Origin of the sequence: Sediminibacterium sp., assembly GCF_051860225.1 — a bacterium.
In the GTDB taxonomy this organism is placed as follows: domain Bacteria; phylum Bacteroidota; class Bacteroidia; order Chitinophagales; family Chitinophagaceae; genus Sediminibacterium.
Window position 1 is genome coordinate 1 of record NZ_JBHYEI010000001.1, and the last position, 19,821, is coordinate 19,821.

Annotated in this window: 15 protein-coding genes; 3 read left to right on the top strand and 12 right to left on the bottom strand. The window is 33.3% G+C overall.

Annotation, left to right across the window (positions count from 1 at the left end; translation table 11 throughout):
• The 12 genes from ACTIEI_RS00005 to ACTIEI_RS00060 form a co-directional block, all read right to left on the bottom strand.
• Positions 1 to 61 (bottom strand): S-adenosylmethionine synthetase N-terminal domain-containing protein (locus ACTIEI_RS00005; protein WP_439505528.1); only part of this gene is annotated, 61 nt, incomplete at its 3' end.
• 266 nt (positions 62 to 327) lie between these two features.
• On the bottom strand, positions 328 to 1,977 hold the full coding sequence (locus ACTIEI_RS00010) for a capsule assembly Wzi family protein (protein WP_439504218.1): 1,650 nt from the start codon (positions 1,975 to 1,977) through the stop codon (positions 328 to 330).
• A gap of 1 nt (position 1,978) precedes the next feature.
• A complete protein-coding gene (locus ACTIEI_RS00015; RefSeq protein ID WP_439504219.1) occupies positions 1,979 to 3,355 on the bottom strand; it encodes a capsule assembly Wzi family protein in 1,377 nt (458 codons plus the stop codon).
• Positions 3,356 to 4,054: 699 nt separating this feature from the next.
• The gene (locus tag ACTIEI_RS00020) at positions 4,055 to 4,915 is read right to left on the bottom strand and encodes an alpha-1,2-fucosyltransferase (protein ID WP_439504220.1); all 861 of its coding nucleotides are present in this window, start codon (positions 4,913 to 4,915) and stop codon (positions 4,055 to 4,057) included.
• Positions 4,912 to 5,805, bottom strand: a complete 894-nt coding sequence (locus ACTIEI_RS00025) for a glycosyltransferase family 2 protein (RefSeq protein WP_439504221.1) — start codon at positions 5,803 to 5,805, stop codon at positions 4,912 to 4,914. The genes ACTIEI_RS00020 and ACTIEI_RS00025 overlap by 4 nt, the downstream gene beginning before the upstream one ends.
• A 58-nt stretch (positions 5,806 to 5,863) precedes the next feature.
• Complete coding sequence (locus tag ACTIEI_RS00030; protein WP_439504222.1) at positions 5,864 to 6,430, bottom strand: sugar transferase; 567 nt, start codon at positions 6,428 to 6,430, stop codon at positions 5,864 to 5,866.
• Between the two features lie 16 nt (positions 6,431 to 6,446).
• Positions 6,447 to 8,879, bottom strand: coding sequence for an SLBB domain-containing protein (locus tag ACTIEI_RS00035; RefSeq protein ID WP_439504223.1), 2,433 nt, complete (start codon positions 8,877 to 8,879; stop codon positions 6,447 to 6,449).
• Between the two features lie 386 nt (positions 8,880 to 9,265).
• Positions 9,266 to 10,462, bottom strand: coding sequence for an aminotransferase class I/II-fold pyridoxal phosphate-dependent enzyme (locus ACTIEI_RS00040; RefSeq protein ID WP_439504224.1), 1,197 nt, complete (start codon positions 10,460 to 10,462; stop codon positions 9,266 to 9,268).
• Positions 10,463 to 10,494: 32 nt separating this feature from the next.
• Positions 10,495 to 11,109, bottom strand: a complete 615-nt coding sequence (locus tag ACTIEI_RS00045) for a sugar transferase (protein WP_439504225.1) — start codon at positions 11,107 to 11,109, stop codon at positions 10,495 to 10,497.
• A gap of 273 nt (positions 11,110 to 11,382) precedes the next feature.
• Positions 11,383 to 11,937, bottom strand: a complete 555-nt coding sequence (gene ispF, locus ACTIEI_RS00050; RefSeq protein WP_439504226.1) for a 2-C-methyl-D-erythritol 2,4-cyclodiphosphate synthase — start codon at positions 11,935 to 11,937, stop codon at positions 11,383 to 11,385.
• Complete coding sequence (locus ACTIEI_RS00055) at positions 11,864 to 13,429, bottom strand: SUMF1/EgtB/PvdO family nonheme iron enzyme (protein ID WP_439504227.1); 1,566 nt, start codon at positions 13,427 to 13,429, stop codon at positions 11,864 to 11,866. The genes ispF and ACTIEI_RS00055 overlap by 74 nt, the downstream gene beginning before the upstream one ends.
• A 109-nt stretch (positions 13,430 to 13,538) precedes the next feature.
• Positions 13,539 to 14,207, bottom strand: a complete 669-nt coding sequence (locus tag ACTIEI_RS00060) for an acetyltransferase (protein WP_439504228.1) — start codon at positions 14,205 to 14,207, stop codon at positions 13,539 to 13,541.
• Between the two features lie 86 nt (positions 14,208 to 14,293).
• On the opposite strand from ACTIEI_RS00060, the gene porU reads away from it, so the two are divergent.
• From porU to ACTIEI_RS00075, 3 genes are read left to right on the top strand one after another with little or no spacing between them, the layout of a single operon-like run.
• Positions 14,294 to 17,815: a type IX secretion system sortase PorU gene (gene porU, locus ACTIEI_RS00065; protein WP_439504229.1), complete on the top strand. Its 3,522-nt coding sequence runs from the start codon at positions 14,294 to 14,296 to the stop codon at positions 17,813 to 17,815.
• 5 nt (positions 17,816 to 17,820) lie between these two features.
• A complete protein-coding gene (locus ACTIEI_RS00070; RefSeq protein ID WP_439504230.1) occupies positions 17,821 to 18,471 on the top strand; it encodes a NeuD/PglB/VioB family sugar acetyltransferase in 651 nt (216 codons plus the stop codon).
• A 12-nt stretch (positions 18,472 to 18,483) separates the two neighbouring features.
• On the top strand, positions 18,484 to 19,785 hold the full coding sequence (locus ACTIEI_RS00075) for a hypothetical protein (protein WP_439504231.1): 1,302 nt from the start codon (positions 18,484 to 18,486) through the stop codon (positions 19,783 to 19,785).
• Positions 19,786 to 19,821: the final 36 nt, after the last annotated feature.

Consider the following 19,821-nt stretch of genomic DNA (forward strand, 5'->3'; position numbering starts at 1 on the left):
GATCCGCTACCTTGTCCGGATGTCCTTCAGAAACACTCTCAGATGTAAATAAATAAGGCATTGAATATAGTTTTTAAGTTTTGTTGTTGACTAATTATAATCTAGAGTATACCTGTAAAAAAATATCCATTCTAGCAAGAAAATTTCATATAAACATATTCATCAATTTATTTAGTGATATTTAAACGAAAAACAGATGCCGATTGCGAGTTTGTTAAAGATTATGTAATAAAATAAAGCAAAAACTGAAATTCTTTCGAGTACATTTTATATAGTCACGCTCTTGAGTAACCAATTTTATGTTGAATTTAGTATACCAACTTCTATTTATTTTTTAAAGAAAAAATAAATAGAAAAATTTAATTGATTGTTTCGCTTATCAGATAATGTTGAGGGGCCTGCAAAACTGCCATCTAATTTTGTCCAGCGATAATTTAAAGAACTAGTGTACATGTAAGTTGCATTAAATAAAACTTTCTTAAAATCCCATTGCACTTGAAAAGAAGCATTAATGTCAATCCAATAATATCTAGGTTCTCCTCTTCCAATCAAGCCTCTAAAAAAGTTGAATTGATAAAAATCTGCATTATAGTTTATTCGCTCTATAGTTAAACCGATTTTTTTCATGCCTTTTACCCAGCTCAAATTTAATGTTTGACTATTAGAGCCTGGCCCAATTGAAGCCCCCAATATTTGTCCTTGTTGGGTATAACCTTGTTTAATATAAGGGTGGGTATACCAACTATTGGTTCTGGGTATTCCTCTGACATCTGCAGCATTAAAAATTAAGCGATTATCAGGCAGCTGTAATTGGGTAAGCTCTACCCCTAACATGATTGCAGCTTGATCCTTTGAAATTTTTTTCTGCCTTAATTTGAATAGTTTACTAAATCCAATTAAGTAGGAGGTTGGAATGGTATCACCTAAAATATGAAATGGCGCAAAAAACTTGCCATTTCTTCCGTATTCCAAATAAACTTCTGCATTCTCACTTGGTATCGCATAGCGAAAGAATACTGAACTTAAACTGGCACTGCCTTGCTTATTTTCAGAATCTAAAATATTTGCGCTTAGCTGTATAGCTGGTTTATTCTTATAAAAATAAGTCATCCCACCTAATCCCAAATATAAGTGCTTGAACCATTTAGGTTTCCAGCTGATATAATACCCTGCTATGCCTCTTTGATTAATTGATTTAGGTTCAATAAATGTTGAATTAGCAGTTAAATTATTGAAATCAATTGCTGGGGCGATGGCAGAATCTAAATTCCCCAAAATTACTTGAAATTCAAAATTACCTAGTTTGGTTTGAATGGGTTTGATTGAATTTAAGGTCAAATGCATAAACCCAGGTGCATTATTCGTCAATAAAAGACTATTTCTTATACCTGGCCCCCACCAAAGATTTTCTGTTGACAGGCCAAATGAAAAATTTTTTGAATTGAGACGAACAGAAGATTGTCCCCAGTATAATTTTTTAAACGGCTGGGTGCCAATTCGTGTTCCATTATCTACTTTATTTCGAACATACCAATAGAAGTTTCTACGGTAGTTAACGTCATTTACATCATCAACAAAAGGGCTTGAATTTAAATTTTGTCCTTGAACCAACTCGGGTTGTAAATGAATACTAATTAGTCCCCAGTTAAATTGAGCACCAATGCTTGCTTTATGTTGCAAACCAACATTGGGTAAAAAATTGCCATCGTTAAAGCTTATGGGTAAATTATTATTGTGTTGAATTCCATAACCTGCGAATAACCATTGGATTTGGGGTTTCTTTGTAACTTGCTCATTTGAGATTTTACTCCAATTATTCTTTGCGAACCGAATGGCATAAGATTGATATGTTAAACTATCATTATTCAATAAAGCTTCTAATCTTTTCTGCTCTTGTATGCCCATATCTAATTGCCAAAGCTGCGCAGGAGCAATTGACTGTAGGGAAATAAAAAATAAAATAAGGAGATATCGCATATTAAGGCAGAATGTAAAGACAGTTTAATTGTAAAAATAAATTCCCCTGATTCCCTCTTTCCCATCCATAATTATTAGAATGTACCCAATGAGCTTCACCGTTTAAAATCAAGGATTTAACTCTTTTCTGAAATAAGAATCCAAAATCATAATCATTCCAAATGATATTTCGCATACCAAGAGTAGATAAATTACTTAAGATTAAACCTTTAGGATCTTGTTTTATTCTTTGCAACTTAAGTCCAAAATAATTTAACAGCTTTATTTTTTTAATTAATAGAGTTTGTACATTATTTCCAAAACCACTACCAGCTCCCATAATTTGGTTCTGATGAGTATAGCCTTGGCGAATTATAGCATGTGTATACCAATTACCTCCATTTCTAATGATATATCCAGGATTTTGAGCCATATTCACGATTTCTGATGATACATCTAAAATAGATTGATCTTTGAGTTTAATCATTTTTTTAAATCCAGCTAAAAAAGCATTTGCATGACTAGAATTTGCAGTAAGATCTCTTATATTCTGTTTGAAATCATTATAGCCGTATTCAAAGTAAAATTCAGTTTTTTGAGTTGGCATTATCCAACGACCAAAAACTCCTACACCTCCATCATTAATGGCAGCTCCCCTAATATTTTCACTTGCCGATTCGTATGTTAGTGCAGGTAAATACCTCTTAAAAAAACCACCCAGTCGTGTTTCTTGAACAGATAGGTACAATTGCTCAAAACGAATCAACCCGAAGAATATATTTTCCATCCATTTGGGCTGATAGGTTATTACAAATGCATTAAAATACCGGGGCTCATTTTTAGCTGGAGTACTTTTTAAATAATTACTTTCGAAAGCCAAGCTGGTATCTTCGTTCAGTTGTCCTACAATCAATTGCCATTCAAAATTACCCATCCAAGTTTTTATTGGCTTTCTAGTATTAAAAGTAACGTGCTTAAAACCAGGCGCATTATTACTCATAAATAAAGAACTAAATTGTCCAGGGCCCCACCATAAATTTTCAGTAGAAATGCCTAATGATAGAGACTTCGTATTTAATCTAATAGATGATTGTCCCCAATAACTTTTTGACAATGGCTTATTACTATTGAAGCCAAAGCCAGTGGTAGTTTGATAATTTTGTGGATTAATATGATAATATTCTGGTTGTAATTGCACACTCAACGGACCGACCTTCCAGAAAAAACCAGCACTAAAAGATTGCTGGAACCCTCGGACCATTCTCATTCCAGCATCGTTCCAACCAAAAGGATGATGACTATTGAACTTGGTATTCCATGAAATAGGTAATAATTGAATTTTTTTCGAATTAGATTTTAATAGAATATTCGAATCAGCAAAATTTAGAACTTTCAACATGTTAACTGAATCACTAAACACTATTGGCCTAATAGTTAAAGAAGAATTTGGATTTAATTGCCCCAATAGTTGAAGTGAACGTAAATTTGTTTCAGAAACTAATTGGCCTACAGGAATTGATTGGGTTATCCCATTCTTTATTAGCAAAGAAAAGAAAACAAAAATGAGTAACCTTCTAAAAGCAATATGTATCAAAATAATTTTTTCAAAATTTTATAAATAAATGTAAAAAATAAATCACAAAAAAAAATTGATTTAATTAATGAATATCCAACTTATTATTTTCAATTTAATATAGATTTAAATTTTAAATTACTTCACACTCAAGAGTTATTCTACCTTCATATATGATTCATGAACAGTAAGTGCCCGTGCTTGAGCCTAGTTAGCCCAAAGGAAAAAATTTCAGTTTAGGTGGAAGTATCACAATTAATGCTGATAAAAGTTCTAAAAATGTTTCAAATACGTTCTTACAAAATCCTTCTTGGTACATTTAAAAAAATCGAAAGATTCATTAAAGTAGATAATTAAAATCAAAAGTTCAATTGATAAATAGTAGAAATAAAGAATCAAAACTTCTTCACTTTAATGGATTTGGTTTTCACTAATAATTCTCATTAAAAAGTAATTAATAATTCAGTTCAAGTAATATAATGATGAATTAACTGCTAATTAATTAATGCTTGCCGTTGTTTACAATTAATGAAGAATCCATTTATTTACTAAAATCCTATTGGCATGGTCTTCATTGCTATTATACCAATGTTTAGGTGCAATAGTGATAGCATCTGATTGTCTATTTAAATAAGCTGGCCACCAACTAAAAGTACTATTAGCAATTATATAATGTTTACATAATGTCATCAAGTAGAACTCTAAAATATCATCATCCGTATCTGAATCATTCAAAACTAAAATAATATTGGAGGAATTAGAAAAATTTTCTTTTAACCATAGCTTATCATCCGAAAACAAGAAAAAAACAGGGTTCGAAACCTTTCCAAGGATGATTTCCATAGATAACTTATAATATTTCATATTAAGTGAAATATGATAGTCACTACTTAAATAATCGCCTCTTCTAACGTGAACAGCAACTCCATTCGGTGTTGTTGAAATTAACTGATAAAAAACATTTTTTTTGAATTTATCTGTATTAAAAAAAGAGAAACGAAACTGATTTTCCTTCCTTAAATAATCTAAGAATTCTAAGTTTTGCCAATAACCATCATAAAGTTCATACTCAACTATATTATCTTTTAAATAATAAGAATGATTTTCAACTATAATTTTATTAGAAAAGTATGGAAAAAGTAGCAAAAACTTTCGGTTGATTCTATAAAATTTATTGAAATAATATGGGTATTTTTCTAATTTATTATTATAGTCATTTTGACTAAAATCAAGATCTAAAAAGGAATTAAGCTTTTCAGGTATTTCTGGCACCCCAAGAGCATTTAAATAAATTACTGAAACATTCGTTTTATGATTCAAATATTGTCCAAAGTAATATTGAAAAAGCTGATTACCAATCCCCCCCCAAATTTTAACGAGTTTCATTTAGAATAAAAAATTAATTTAAGTTGCAACTCTAACTCTTTCAAAAAAGTGAATATATTAGTAAAAAATGGACTTATATCCAAATATTTATTGAAAAAATATGCTTCACTGTTATATTTAATTCTCTCCATAGCAGGATTATAATTTTTCAAGCTTGAACCTGTCGAAGCTCCTTGCATATGTTTAATTTGAACAAATCCATTTAATAAACAACAAGCACCATAATTTTGAATTTGTTTTGCCAAAATCATTTCCTCGAAATATAAGAATACGTTTTCATCTAAATATTTATTTATCCTCATAAAATCGGAACTGACAATAAAAGCAGCTCCGTTGATAGAATCACAAATCAAATACTTATTTTCAAAAGGCATTTGGCTTTGATAGATAAGAGAATTTGTAAAAAATGGAGTAAGCCATTTGAACAAACTGAAACTAAGCAAATACATTAAAAAAGGTGATAAAAGTTTCCTTACTTGAATTTGCCTTCCAATTGGTTTTGAATTACTTAGAGTATTTACAAGAGGAGACTGAGCCACAACAGGAATAAAACTATATTTATTGAAACCATCTACTAATTTTTGAATTAAAAAAAAATCATCTATCTGCAAATCACTATTTAAAATAAAAAATAAATCAGGCAGAAATCCAGAATTATATTTCATTCCCAAATTATTCCCGCCTGAATAGCCAAGGTTAGAATTAGATTGAATAAAGTAAACTGAAGCTGGTAATGATGAACTTAAAAGTTGCTTATCATTATTATTGCTATTATTATCAACAACAATAATTTCTAAATTATTATATTTTTGTAATAACAAACTATTAACTAAGGCTAAAGTAAGAGTAGCAGTATTATAATTTAAAACAATTGTTCTAACTCTAAGCATTTATTCCAATAAAAAATTTCTTGTACTCTAATTAAAACTAGATGAAAGATGTAATATTTTATTTTTTTGCAGGATCACCTGAACCAAAACCTAAGACAGTCAAGAGTATGTATTTAAAATAATTACGTATTGAAAAGTTTTCTATCATTTTAACATCTAATTCAACTAATCTCTTAGTTTTAGACATGTCTATTTTATTGATTTGAGCCAACCCAGTTATTCCAGGCTTTACAACGTAAACTCCAAATTTTAATCTTTCTTCAATTAATTCTATTTGATTAAATAAACTTGGTCGTGGGCCTACAAAACTCATTTCGCCAATTAAAACATTCCAAAGTTGTGGCAATTCATCTAACTTATTTGCACGTAAAAATTTACCATATTTAGTAATTGAACTTGGGTCAACTAGATGGGTGGCAATAGATTCTGTACTTATATGCATAGTCCGGAATTTTAATAAAAAAAAAGGTTTCATATTTTTTCCAACTCGCTTTTGACTAAATAATGGTAATCTAGAATATCTAAACCCAACAATAAAGAGAATAAAAAGAATTGGGCTCAGAAATATAAGCCCTAATAAAGAAAAAATTATGTCGCAAATTCTTATCATGTAGAATTTAAGCATTTATTAAAACATGATGTTACCTTGTTGTATTTAAAATTCCTATAATAATTGCCCCTAAACCAACTACACTACTGCTAATTCCCATAATTTCAGCAATACTTAAAGGCTTTTTATATCTTTTAACCGGAACATATAATTCTGCACCAGGAACTAATCTTGGGTATGTTCTAAAAAATATATAGCTATTCGCTGTTCTGATTTTTCCGTCAGGATAAAGAATATAAGATCCTCCTCTGTTGGCATTTTCAGCAAAACCACCAGATTCCTTTACTAGTTTTCTAGTACTTAGGCCCTGGTAAAAATTTACTTTCTTTTGAATATTCACCCCACCAAAAGCCTGCACTGATACAGGTGTTTTAGGAATAGTAATCATATCGCCTTCCTCTAAAATAATATCGTCAGATGATCCTGGATTAGCAAGAGCTTTTTGCAAATTTACCGACATCAAAACCTTTTCTTTAGATAAAGTGCTATCTAAAAATTTTTTAGTTAAAGTATCATTACTTAGTTGTTTGGATAGTGATTTTTTAATCTCTAATACTTCGCCTTTTAAAGCTGCCTGATAAGTATTTCTTAAGAAATAACCAGAAGAAAGTGATCCTGTATTTAAAATACCACCCGCTCTTGCAAATAAATCACTTACACGGTCTTTCTTGGTATTGAGTAAATAAGTACCTGGGAATAACACTTCACCATTGATTGTTACAGAACCGGCGGCTTGATTACGTGGCAAGTTTTTCACATTTACAACATCATAAGGCTCTAATTCTATTGAAGCTTGACCATTAAGTAGAGCCAAACTATCCTTTAAATTAAATTTTAATATAATATTATAAACACTTGTATCACTTAATGTAGCATCATTTCTGATTCTGCGTAGTACTTCAACTTCTTTAAAGGATGCACGATCTCTTAATCCTCCGGCTAATAAAATTAAATCTTCTAAACGTAATCCTATTGCATGTGAAAAAGTGCCAGGATTATTTAATTCACCAGTAATAGTAACAATTGCTTTTTCCTTAAGTTCTACTTTATTATAAACATGTAGCGAATCGTCATTACGAAGAGTTAATTTTAAATCTGAGCTATTGTTTAAATTAATGGCAGTGATAATAGTATCTTTACTTTCATTTGTTCTAAAAAGTAGGGCACGATTAGAAAACGCGTTTTCTTTTAGTTGAGCAGCTTTCAATAAATCTCCTATAGTAGGGTAGACAGTATTTGAATAACTATTGGGATAATAGACAGCCCCAGCAATTACAACCCGATTTTCAAAACGTTTAGGAATGGCGCCTACAAAGATTGAATCAGAACTCTTCAAATGAAATGTGTTAATATTTTTATACTCTACATTTAATATAGACTTTCCCAGCTCTCCTAATCTTTGAATAGTAATCTGATTTCTGTTAGCATTATCTTCAAATCCAGTAGCATATTTTTCAATAACGGTACCTAAGCTTTCACCCGACTCAGACTCATATATTGCTGGTCTCTTCACAGCACCTGTAAGTGCTAAACGAACTGCATAGGGGTGAATCTTAATGATGTCATCATCTTTAAGTAACAGATTTTTTGTAAGATCTCCATTCAACAAAAAATCATATAAATCGAAGGTTACTAGTCTTTTGCCATTTCTAATTAAGTCAATTTTTCTAAAAGAGCCATTGTTTGACGGGCCACCAGAAGCATAGAGGGCATTGGCTAAGGTAGATAATGAGGACATTTCATAAGTACCTGGTTGATTCACTTCCCCTATTAGAGTTACACGTATACTTCTGATTTGCCCTAAACTGATTTGTAAGAATGTGTTGCCATTGTTTAATCCAGGATAGGTTTTGGCCAGTACCGATTTTAATTTAATCTTGGCTTCTTCAATGGTTAATCCTGAAATAAGAACTGGTCCAATATTAGGGATTCGGATTTGGCCCTCGGTATTAATCTTGTATTTTGATGTTTTTTCAGAGAAGCCGAATATATCGATAGCTAATTCGTCATCTACCCCTAAAACATAGTTACTTGGGGTAGCTATACGCATATTAGGTTCGAAAGTAAGGTTGGCATTGGAGAAAAATTCTGACCCAAAAATTTTCAAGCCTTCTTTTTCTTCCTTTTTAAACTCATTCTTAATATTAAGAGGCTTTCTAGATTCATATGTAACATTGCTGGTCTTTTTATCTCCAATTGAACCTAAATTTAAGGATGCCATCCTTGCTTTTATTTGTGCAATTTGTGCAGCACTAAGCCCTCGTTCCTTTGCTTTTGTTTCTAGTTCAGATTCAGATAGTCCGCTAAGTTGTGCTTGTTGTATGTAAGATTGAAATTGTGCATCAGTTAAGGCATTTATATTTATACTTGTTAACTGTGGCCCACTAGGTAATTGAGCTATTGTCAATTGGCTAGCAAAAAAAAGAAAAGCAATAAGGACAAATTTAATCAAAATTTTATACATGTGAAACATATGTTTGACAACTATTTTATATTCGCGGGGATGGTAGGCTTTGTTACTTGAACAGTACACAAATATAATACTAAAAATAAATTTATTCAAATTTACTAATGTTGAAGTTGAATACAAAAAAGTCCCCCCCCCAATTACAGTGTTTTTATAGGTAAATAAACTCACAATTTAGAAAAAGGCGAATTTTATTAATTAAGTACTATATAATTTTAAAAATAAATTTACCAAGAATGCATCAAAATTCTAAATGAAATATAAAACAAGAATTTTATTATAATTAGTTGTAGACTCAGCAATATTAAAAACCCCTAATTCCAATATGAATAATAAGTTATTGTTGAGAATCAGCCATATTTAACTAAAGAATAAACCTTAGATTACATTATTTTAAATAACCTTGACAAAACTTCAAAAATTCGATCAAAATCCGAATCAGTCAAATTACTCCCACTAGGCAAACATAACCCATTACCGAAAAATCTTTCACAAATACCTGACCCATAAAACTGCTTATTTCGATAGATTGGTTGTAAGTGCAACGGCTTCCAAAGCGGTCTACACTCAATATTTTCTTTCAGGAATTCCTTTTGTATAATTTCGATTGTTAGATTATTACTATTTTCTTTATCCAATATAAAAGCTGTTAACCAAAAATTTGAATAAAATTGGTTATTGGGTTCAGAATGCATTTTTACACATGCTATATCCTTGAAAAACTCGCGATAACGCAAATTATTGGCTCTCCTTTGAGCAACTCTTTCATCAAGAACTTGGATTTGTCCTCTCCCAATAGATGCTATAATGTTACTCATTCGATAATTATACCCAATTTGAGAATGTTGATAGTGTATTGCTGGATCTCTTGCTTGCGTGCTTAAAAATCTAGCACTGTTAACATATTGATTATTTTTAGAAACTAATGCACCACCTGAACTCGTTGTAATGATTTTATTCCCATTAAAACTTAAAATAGCCATATCACCAAAACTGCCACAGCTTAAACCGCCATATTTTGAACCCAATGATTCAGCAGCATCTTCAATAATCGGTATATGATAAGTTTGGCTAATCTTGCTAATTTCATTCATTTTAGCTGGCATACCATATAAGTGAACTGGAACAATAGCTTTTATATACCCTTTCCCATTTTGGGGTTTAATTTGATTAGCAATACCATAACCTTGTTTTGTCAAATCTTTAATTGAATTTTCCAAATAAATTGGATCCATGTTCCATGTTTCTTCTTCAGAGTCTATAAATACAATTTCAGCTCCTTGATAAATCACTGGATTAGCTGTTGCGCAAAAAGTAAAACTTTGAACAATCACTACATCTTTGGGACCAACTCCAAGAATTACCATAGCTAAGTGTAATGCGGAAGTTCCTGATGATAAAACAGCAGTTGTAATTTTAGATTCAGAGAACTCAGTTAAATATGCAGATATATCTTCTTCAAAGGCATTTACACTAGGTCCTACTGGTGCAATCCAATTATCATTGAATGCTTCATTAATAAAATTTATTTCATCTCCACTCATATGAGGAGAAGAAAGCCAAATTTTTTGTTTATTCATAAATTACGGGGAGGGATATACATTGATAACTTTTAATCATTGCCCATGAACTCTTTCATGGTTATATTATCAGATTGATTAATATTTTTTCTGAGAAGAATATTCTTAATAGTCATTATCAATATTTTAAAATCTAAATAAAAGCTTAAATTATTCACATAAAAAACATCAAGTTTAAACTTTTGTTCCCAAGAAATAGCATTTCTACCATTGACTTGTGCCCAACCTGTGATGCCCGGTTTAACCAAATGACGCTTATTTTGTTCGGGCGAGTACCTTTCAAGATACTGCATCAATAATGGTCTTGGCCCCACCAAACTCATATCGCCTCTTAATACATTAATTAACTGAAGTGTCTCATCCAAAGAAGTTGACCTAATAAAACGTCCAAATTTTGTTATTCGCATTTCATCTGGCAAAGGATTTCCTTCATTATCAAAAGAATCAACCATTGTTTTAAATTTGATAATTTTAAAAGGTTTTGAGTTCAACCCTGGTCTAGTCTGTACAAAGAAAACATTTCCGTTATTACTTACTATTAATAATAATATTATTAATAGTAAAATCGGAGAAAGTATTAATAAAAGAGTAAAGGCCGCTATGAAATCAAAAAAAAATTTAAAAAAATTAGAATATATATTGCCCATATAAAATGAAGTATATTAAAAACTCTTTGATTAAATTCTACAAAGCATTACTCAAATATTGTTTGATTTAAAATAGCTTCGCTACTCTCAGACACAAATTTGCACCCAAGTTGATTCTCAAAATCTATATATATCAGAGATATTGGGAAGCACAATCAGAGGAGGTGTAATGTGCTATAATTTATTAAGAATAAGCAAATATAACAAAGAGTTATAAAAATTAAAAAGAAATTAATTTTTAACCTAAAATGTTAGAAACTAGTGAGATGAATATTAGATTTTATTCAACAAACAAACAGCATGTGCTACCAAACCCTCTTCTCTCCCAACAAATCCCATTGTTTCTGTAGTAGTAGCTTTAATGGAAATATCCTTTACACCGATCCCTAAAATGGATGCAATGGCTTCCTGCATAGCAGGGATATAGGGCTTTATTTTAGGCTTTTCTAAGCAAAGGGAGGCGTCAATATTCACAATACTATAGCCTTCAGTTGTAATTAGTTCTTTTACTCGGGCGAGTAATATTTTACTATCAATATTTTTGAATTCATTGGAAGTGTCAGGAAAATGTACACCAATATCGCCTAAACAGGCTGCTCCTAACAATGCATCACAAATAGCATGCAATAACACATCAGCGTCACTATGGCCCAATGCACCCTTGGTATGTGGGATGGTAACACCGCCAATCACTAAATCCCTACCCTCCACCAACTGGTGAAAATCTATCCCATAACCAATCCGCATAGCTAACTTATCTTTTATTTCTTCGTGTAGGGAAACTATTACCCGTTTTAGCACCTCTTCCAATACCTTCTGAAGCTCCATAATGACTCATGGCGCAACGGAAACCAATGGTATTAGCGCTTTCATTTTCCTCTAAGAATCTTCTAGTGCCTGGGCTTAACCAATAAGCACGATCATTCCAGCTTCCGCCTTTATATACTCTTGACTTATCAGAAATCAAGGTAGTTATACCATAGCCATAAGTAACATTACTTAATGAGTCACCATCTAGATAGTTTAGCGCACTGGCTTTTTGATAATTTCTTCTATTCTTGATAGCAGAGTCAGCTTCAGGCTTCATTTTAATTCTACCCTTATCATCTCTTAAATTACCCTGACCACCACTCATATCAATTTGTTGAAACACATTACCACGGAATGGATTAAAATCTTCCGCTTCAGAGTTTGTTAAAGGTCTGTATACATCAGCTACCCACTCACTCACATTACCACTCATATTATATAAGCCATATCCGTTGGGAACAAATTGGTCTACTTCCGCTGTAACAGCAGCATTATCGTTCAATCCACCTGCCACACCCATATTGTCTCCACTACTTCTTTTGAAGTTAGCCAAGAAAGATCCTTGATTAGCGCCCTTGGTGGTAGAACGTAAATTATCGAATCCATCATTTCTCCAAGCGTAAATGGCTTTATTGGCAATCAACTCTTCACCCTTAATTCCTTTATTACTCTTACGTTGTGGATTTTCCATAATGTACCCATAAGCAGCATATTCCCACTCAGCTTCTGTAGGTAAGCGATAATCTCCAAACATTAATCCATCTTCAAACTTAGCAACCGTTCTAGGTCTGCCCTGTGCGTCTTTTAATGGATTTTTCTTTGAAGTAACATCTCTACCAGGAACCGCTTGGTACTCTCCTAGTAAATAAGCTTTTGTATTAAAATTGTCTTGACCTGCCCCATTTAAGGTTTTCTTTACCTGTGTTTTAGGATCTAAAAATCCCTTAGACATTAAGGCTAATTCATTAACTCGGTCTGTTCTCCATTTGCAATATTCAGTAGCTTGTAACCAAGTTACCCCTACTACAGGGTAGTTATTGTAAGATGGGTGACGGAAATAATATTCAACCATTGGCTCATTGTAGGCCAATTCTTCTCTCCATACTAAGGTATCAGGTAAAGCTTGGGTTACAATCGAATCCATACCCGCAGCACCAAAAGTTCCTTCTAACCAGTATAGATATTCACGATAATTAAGATTGCTTACCTCGTATTTATCAATGAAGAAAGAGTTCACGGTAACACGATGTGGAATATTATTCCAATCGGCCATAATATCTTCTTGAACAGCACCCATGGTAAAAGTACCACCCTGCACAAAAACCAATCCAGGAGCGGTTTTGATGTCTTTAGGCTTCACCACATTGAAGTTCCCGAATTGCTGGTCATTGTAGTTCCAACCAGTTGCCGTAGACTTTTCTTTCTTCCCTTTGAAAAGGCTACAAGAAGCTGCTACACTCACAAGTGAAACCAATAAAACGGTGTTCCGTACAAATTTAATTACCTGCATTGTCTAAGTTTGTTATACTGATAAGAGTGTAAAGTTCAACTAATATTCGTCGGATTTATTCAATAGCGAATGTATATAAATATTAGTTAGCAAAATCCTAATTTTCCAATTACAAGTACTTTTCGCCGTGATTTCTATTTCTCAATTTACGAGCAGGCACTCCTACATGAATTTCATTGTTTCCAATATGATTGATAACGGTTGCCCCTGCCCCAACAATTGAGTCTTCTCCAATATTTATTCCATGCTTTACCGTTGCACCTATAGAAACCACTGCAAATTGGCCAACTTTTACAGATCCCCCTAGAATTGCACCCGGTGAAATAGTAGCGAAATCATCAACTTGACAATCATGGTCAATTGAGGACGCGGTATTTATAATTGAAAAATTGCCAATGACCGTTTCGGGATTAATCACCGATCCCGCCATAACAGCCACTCCTATTCCAATTTTAACATTTTTACCTATAATCGCACTAGGATGAATAACTGTAGCGTAATTAAATGGTTTATCTAAGGCGTTAATTTGATTAAAGACTTTAAATCTAACAGCGTTATCGCCAATTGCTATGAACAAATGAAGATTACTAGATTCTAAATAATACTTTATTAAAACAGTTTCATCACCCAAAACCTTGTATCCCAATGTTTCCTCTCCAATTGATCTATTAGCATCAACCAAGCCAATTATATCATACTTCCCTTGTTTTTCAACAATATCAATAATCACTTTAGCATGACCAGAACTACCTATAATTAAAAGAGGAATTTTCTCCATTTTAGAAAATCTTTATAACAAATATATCTTTAAACAATCTAATGCTGACCGTAGTTTAACTAATTTCAATTGCGATTAAAATTTCAATGAAAAAATTTTTTTTCTTTTTTGGCTTAATACAAATATGCTTGAATTTATTTTCTCAGCCTAACTATGCCCCTAACTCGTTACTTGCTAGTGGCCAATGGGTCAAAATAGGCGTAACACAAGAAGGCATATACAAAGTGGATCAAAGCCAACTAAACAGCCTGGGCCTCCCCGCTTCGCCTTTTCCCACTAATACTATTCGGGTTTATACCAATGCAGCCAATAATGCTGGTTCAATGTTACCAGAAAAAGTTAACGCTTTCCAAATAAACGATTTACTTGAAATCCCTATCGAAACCGGTCCGAATTATTTTTTATTTTATGCCCCAGGTCCGCACCAATGGAAATACAATACCAATTCAATGCGCTTCAATTTTGTTAAGAATTTATACTCAGATACTGCTTGGTATTTTATCACGATTAGTGGAGTGGGCATACCCAAAAGAATTACCACACTTGCTGCAGAAACGCGACTAACAACCAGCACCATCAATACTTATACGCATCGCTATGCGCATGAGAATACTCGATTGAATTTGCTGAGTAGTGGTAAAGAATGGGTGGGGGAAAATTTCACCAATAACAATGGAACCAGAACATTCAATATACCTTGGACCAATCCAACTAGTTCCATTGAACTATTCACCCATTTCACTAGTCGTTCACTGGGGGCTAACGCCAATTTTATCCCTTCCATTAATGACCAATCTGTTCAGAATATTAGTATTACTGGTGTTACGGGTGGCTTATTAGATGAGTATGCACGAGAAGCCAAAACGTTCACTCCTATTGGTTTAAATGCCATTCAAAATAGTAATTCCATAGCAGTAAAATTTCAATACCAATCAACTGCTAATGGAGCAGAAGGATGGTTGAATCGATTTAGTTTACAAGGGCAAAGAAGGCTAATTCCCGATAATGCTACCAATAGTTTTTACTTTAGAAATACCAGGTTAATTCACCAAGATAGTATTGCGGAATACCGTATTGCCCCACCGTTAAACAACGGCTCCCCTACCGTATTTCCACTTGATACCCGTGTATGGAATACGAGTAATCCACTGAACCCGCAACAAGTAGTTATAACCAATACAAGTAGTGAAATAACTTTTAAAGCCTCCGTAGAAACACTGAATGAGTATGCGTTATTTAACCCTTCACAAGCATTGTCTCCAATCATTCCCAGCAATGCAAATATCCCCAATCAAAATATTCATGGACTAGCTCAAAGCGCTACTCCATACAACGGGATCATCGTAGTGCACCCCAACTTATTGCCGGCCGCCAATCGATTAGCTGCTTTCCATCAAAGCCAATACGGTTATACAGATGCTGTCATAACCACTACACAGTTTTATAATGAATTTTCAGGAGGTATTCCTGACCCTGCTGCCATTCGTAATGGGATTAAATTATTTTATGACCTGTCAAAAACAAACCCAAACTCCAATGCGAAAACATTGCAGTATATCGTATTGTTTGGAGCAGGTTCTTTTGATTATAAAAACATCATCAGTTCCGATAGAAACTTAGTGCCTACTTTTCAAAGCAGTAATAGCGTATCACCTTTGCTAACTTATACTTCGGATGATTTTTATGCATTGCTAAATGACAATGATGATATCAATCAATTAAATGATGCCCCATTATCCATTGCAGTAGGACGATTACCAGTTGGCAATTTGCAAGAAGCCAATCAACTGGTTAATAAGATTATTCGCTATCATATTCCATCCAACAATAATCCTTCTAATACCAATAATTCTTGGCGTAGCCAGCTCGTATTTATTGCGGATGATAAAGACCAGAACTTACATTTGAATGATGCCGAAAGCATTGCTGCCACTGCACTTGCAGCGAACCCTGCATTTAATGCACGTAAAATTTATTTGGATGCGTTTCCATTAGTCAGTGGTGCAGGTGGAGCAAGATACCCTTCAGTTAGCGAAGCCATTGTGAATCAAGTATTACAAGGTGCACTTATCGTAAATTACTCTGGACACGGCAATCACTTGCGTTTATCAGAAGAAGCGGTAATTAGTGCATCAGAAGTGAATCGCTTTAATAACCCTGATAAATTACCACTCTTTATTACTGCCAGTTGCGATTTTGATCCCTTTGATCAGCCCAATAAACCTTCTATTGGACGCAATCTTTTATATGGCAGCAATAATGGGGCTATTGCCTTATTGACAACTACCCGTTTGGTTTTTGCTTATAGCAATCGGATCATGAACCAAAATTATTTGCAATTGGCCATGGAACCCATTACCAATAACCCTGCTGGCAGATTGTATCGTTCTTTAGGGCAAGCCACTATGGAAGCCAAGAATCGCAGCAATCAATTGAATGGAGATCCGCTCAATAGCAGAAAATTTGCCTTATTAGGAGACCCTGTCATGCAACTGGCTTTTCCTGAATTACCCATGCGCATTACCCAAATAACCGATCAATCATCCGGTAGTTTGGTGGACCTCTCAGATAGTTTATTATCCCGACATAAATACAAAATAGAAGGGCAAGTAAATCAGTTAAATGGATCCATTCAAGCCAATTTTAATGGTATTGCCAATGTACAGATTTACGATCAGGCACAAACGGTCTTTACCCTTGGCAATACCCCAGAAAGCCCACGAACTTCTTATTCTACTGAGAACAGTATTTTGTTTAATGGCAAAGCCACGGTTACCAATGGAAAATTTAGTATTGAATGTGTGATTCCTAAAGACATCAATTTTGGACCAGGCAAAGCTACTATTCGGTTATTTGCAGAATCCAATAACGTATTGGCAGCAGGTGCTTTACCTATTCGTATTGCGGGTTCTATGGGAACTATTAACCGTGATACCTCTGGCCCTCAAATCAAATTATACCTAAACGATACCACGTTTAAAAACGGAGGTATTACTAGTGAAAACCCTATACTCCTTGCACAACTCTTCGACACATCTGGCATCAACGCAACAGGTAATGGTATTGGACATGATATAGTACTAGTAAAAAATAATGATGAACGAAACAGCATTGTTCTCAACTCCTTTTTTAGTAACGATTTGAATCAATACCAACGCGGAACAATCAGGTATCAGCTACCTACCCTATCCGAAGGAAAATACCAACTCAAACTAAAAGCTTGGGATATGGTTAACAACAGCAACCAAGCGTTTTTAGACTTTGTAGTTTATAAGCAGGAGAAATTAAAAATCACCAATATCAGAAATTATCCCAACCCATTTAAAGCAAATGGAGGCAGCACTATATTTGCATTTGAACACAACCAACCCAATACCGAATTATTGGTAGCCATTCAAATAGTGAATAGTGCTGGGGCATTAGTAAAAACAATACAACAGAAAGTGAAAACAGAAGGAACTAGAAATGTTGAGGTTAAGTGGGATGGAACGAGTAGTTGGGGAAAAAGAAATAGTTCTGGCGTATATTATTACAGCGTAATTATTAGCACTCCAAATAATCCTATATTGGGTTCAATAATAAAAGTTGGGCAAATTATTATTGATTAAATCCTATGGAAAGAGAGACATACATTGTTGGAGCTGGAAGCATTGGTGGACATATCGTTTCGAATTTGAACTTGTACAATTTAATATCATCCAAAATCAATTTTGTAGATGATGATATTGAGAAATTAAATACGCATCATTGTGGTGTTAAGGTTGCAGGTAATATAGACACCCTATTGCAAACTTTAAAAGAAATTGATGTAATTGTTGCAATAGCTAACCCAATAGTAAAGAGCGATATTGTGATGAAATTGAAAAAAAACAACAATATCCGATTTCCATCATTGATTGCAAATAATTCATGGTTTTCGCAGGGTGTGTCATTGGGAGAAGGTTGTATAATTTATCCTAATTGTAGCATCAATTATGGCTCAACTTTAGGTGATTTTGTTTTATTGAATATGAATTGCACAATAGGACATCATAACAGTATTGCTACTTGTAGTTCATTATACCCATCTGTTTCAACAGGTGGAAACACAAAAATTTTAGAAAATGTTGAAATTGGAATTGGCTCATCAATCATTCAACATATTACCATAGGAAAAAATGCAATCATTGGCGCAGGCTCAGTTGTTATTAATGATGTGATTGATAATTCAAGTGTTGTAGGAGTGCCAGCTAAAGAATTAAGAAAAGAAAAGATCAAAGAGTAGAAAATATTATCTATGACAATTGGAGAATATATCAGACTGAAAGCATTTAAAGTTATCAATCTACTTAAAAGTGACTCAATAAAAGGCTATTTAAATGAGTTGGAAAATTTTGAAATGGAAGAAGCTAAATATGCTGTAGTTGAAAAAAAACTATATGAATTTCTTCGCAGAGCACAGGATTCCACTCCTTTATACAAAGAAAAAAAGAACGAGTATAATTTAAACGCCTATCCAGTAATTACAAAGAAGTTTATAAGTAATCATTTAGAATTGATTTTATCAAAAAGTTATTCTAAACAGGAATTAAAGAAAGTAACTACAAGTGGATCTTATGGAACACCGTTCTCCTTTTATCTTACCCCTGCAAAGAAAAGAAGACAATCAGCTGAAGCGATTTTTTATAGTAAGAAAGCTAATTATGAGGTAGGCATTTGCCATGGATATTTCAGAACAAAATTAAGCAAGAGTAAAATTGAGCGGTGGTTACAAAACGAATATTTTATTTGTTCAAAAGTTTTGGGAGAAACATTTTATTCAGAAACAAGAGCGCTTTTAAAAAAGAAAAAAATAAAGGTATTAATAGGATTTGCATCTGCAATTGGAATGTTAGCAGAGTATTGCATAGATAAAGGAGATAAGCCAGAAGACTTTTCGATTTACGGGGTATTGACTTTTGCAGAAACGCTTACTGCTAAGCAGCAATACAATATTTCGAAGGCATTTGGTTGTAAAGTGGTTAGCAGGTATGGTACTGAAGAATTAGGAATACTGGGGTACCTAGAAGACAGAGAAAAGGGTTTTATATTAAATACTTGTAACTATATTTTTGAGATACTAAAACTAAACGAAGATATTAGTGTGTTGCCAGGAGAAACAGGGCGAGTTGTAGTAACGGATTTACATTCAGATGCACTTCCTTTAATAAGATATGAAACAGGAGATTTGGCTGTATTAGGTGATGTATTTTTAGAGAACAAGAGTTGGGCAAAGAGTTTGAAGTCGTTATCTGGCAGAGTAATACAAATTATTAATGCTACCAACGGAGATCAGCTCTTTTCCTCCTATTTTGAGTTTATTATTGAAAAGTATGAAGTTGTTACACAGTATCAATTGGTACAGGAAACGGCAAAAAATTTCATCTTACGAATTGTTCTGAAGTTGAATTTTAATTCTGAGGATTTTTCGGAGTCTGACCTAGTACTTGATATGAAAAAATGGTTAGGTGAAGATGCTCAAATTAGCATTGAGATAGTAGATGATATAGAAATGCTGCCTTCAGGAAAGAGGCCTTCGATTATTAATAAAATTGATTGACTGTTATATTAAAAAATTAGTGATCCCCGATTTGGG

Coding starts and splice junctions, on each gene's coding strand:
- ACTIEI_RS00010 (WP_439504218.1), bottom strand. CDS start 1,977: ATGCGATATCTCCTTATTTTATTTTTTATTTCCCTACAGTCAATTGCT.
- ACTIEI_RS00015 (WP_439504219.1), bottom strand. CDS start 3,355: ATGTTGAAAGTTCTAAATTTTGCTGATTCGAATATTCTATTAAAATCT.
- ACTIEI_RS00020 (WP_439504220.1), bottom strand. CDS start 4,915: ATGAAACTCGTTAAAATTTGGGGGGGGATTGGTAATCAGCTTTTTCAA.
- ACTIEI_RS00025 (WP_439504221.1), bottom strand. CDS start 5,805: ATGCTTAGAGTTAGAACAATTGTTTTAAATTATAATACTGCTACTCTT.
- ACTIEI_RS00030 (WP_439504222.1), bottom strand. CDS start 6,430: ATGCTTAAATTCTACATGATAAGAATTTGCGACATAATTTTTTCTTTA.
- ACTIEI_RS00035 (WP_439504223.1), bottom strand. CDS start 8,879: ATGTATAAAATTTTGATTAAATTTGTCCTTATTGCTTTTCTTTTTTTT.
- ACTIEI_RS00040 (WP_439504224.1), bottom strand. CDS start 10,462: ATGAATAAACAAAAAATTTGGCTTTCTTCTCCTCATATGAGTGGAGAT.
- ACTIEI_RS00045 (WP_439504225.1), bottom strand. CDS start 11,109: ATGGGCAATATATATTCTAATTTTTTTAAATTTTTTTTTGATTTCATA.
- ispF (WP_439504226.1), bottom strand. CDS start 11,937: ATGGAGCTTCAGAAGGTATTGGAAGAGGTGCTAAAACGGGTAATAGTT.
- ACTIEI_RS00055 (WP_439504227.1), bottom strand. CDS start 13,429: ATGCAGGTAATTAAATTTGTACGGAACACCGTTTTATTGGTTTCACTT.
- ACTIEI_RS00060 (WP_439504228.1), bottom strand. CDS start 14,207: ATGGAGAAAATTCCTCTTTTAATTATAGGTAGTTCTGGTCATGCTAAA.
- porU (WP_439504229.1), top strand. CDS start 14,294: ATGAAAAAATTTTTTTTCTTTTTTGGCTTAATACAAATATGCTTGAAT.
- ACTIEI_RS00070 (WP_439504230.1), top strand. CDS start 17,821: ATGGAAAGAGAGACATACATTGTTGGAGCTGGAAGCATTGGTGGACAT.
- ACTIEI_RS00075 (WP_439504231.1), top strand. CDS start 18,484: ATGACAATTGGAGAATATATCAGACTGAAAGCATTTAAAGTTATCAAT.